Here is a 1091-nt window from a genome sequence, read left to right as displayed (position 1 = left end):
TGACTTGAACTCTGCCGCATACCGTTTCCGCGTAACCTTGCCCATAAAACCCGTCCTCGTTCAGGCCAGATGATAGCTTATCGCCCTGTCCGAAAAATGGGGACCACCTCTGGTCGTCCTCGGATGACCATGGAACTCAAGGAGGCGGGGCTCGATGTCGGCGAACGTCGTGTGGGGCGGCTGATGAAACTCAACGGGATCCGCCCAGTGTGCACCCGTCGCCACAGGGTCACAACTGACAGCCGTCATTCCCTTGGTGTTGCAGCCAATGTTCTGGACGGCGACTTTCTGACCAACGCACCCAACCGAAAATGGGCAGGCGATATCAGCTATATATGGACCACCGAAGGATGGCTCTACCTCGCCGTGGTCATCGACCTCTTCAGTCGACGCGTCATCGGCTGGGCGGCAAGCGACCGGATGAAAAAGGATCTCGCTATCCGGGCGCTCGATATGGCGGTGCGACTGCGCGATCCATCGCCTGGCTGTATTTTCCACTCTGATCGTGGCAGCCAATATTGCTCACACGATTTCCAGAAGGAAATGACGGAATACAGGATGATGCCATCCATGTCCGGCAGGGGAAACTGCTTCGACAATGCAGCCGTAGAGACCTTCTTCAAGAGCCTGAAGGCCGAACTGCTCTGGCGACAGACATGGCCCACTCGGCAGCAGGCAACCGCCGCCATCTTCCAGTACGTCAACGGCTTCTACAACCCGCGACGGCGCCATTCATATCTCGGCAACATCAGCCCTCTCGCTTTCGAGGCTAAAGCCGCCTAACAGGATCACATACCGGCACATAACCGTAGCAAGTCCAGTTCCTTGCCGTGGATTTGTGGACAGCCGCCTGTGTGAGACGCTCGCGGAACAGCCAGATCGTTATGGCATCCGGCACGCGGTCCGACAGCCCCAATCCCAGAAAGCGCATGAACGACAGACGGTCGTTGATCAGATACTCCGTCCGTTCGTCAGACAAATGGAGGGTTCGAAAAACTCTCTGGTTATGAGGCCCTGTGTGTGATTCCATCGTTCATCTTACGATGAGGGATGGATGATGATGCAGCCCGGTTTTTTTGATGTTGAAGATC

Annotated in this window: 2 pseudogenes; one reads left to right on the top strand and one right to left on the bottom strand. The window is 56.1% G+C overall.

Features of this window, described 5'->3' with window-relative positions:
• Positions 1–111: 111 nt before the first annotated feature.
• Positions 112–783 (top strand): annotated as a pseudogene (locus HKD27_RS16235) (IS3 family transposase); the annotation flags it as partial.
• Positions 784–841: 58 nt separating this feature from the next.
• On the opposite strand, the pseudogene HKD27_RS16230 reads toward HKD27_RS16235, so the two are convergent.
• Positions 842–988: pseudogene (locus HKD27_RS16230) on the bottom strand (transposase); the annotation flags it as partial.
• Positions 989–1091: the final 103 nt, after the last annotated feature.

Source organism: Gluconobacter sp. R75690, assembly GCF_015244525.1.
Lineage (GTDB): Bacteria > Pseudomonadota > Alphaproteobacteria > Acetobacterales > Acetobacteraceae > Gluconobacter > Gluconobacter potus.
The sequence above is the reverse complement of the archived record's forward strand: the minus strand, read 5'-3'. Positions and strand labels throughout refer to the sequence as shown.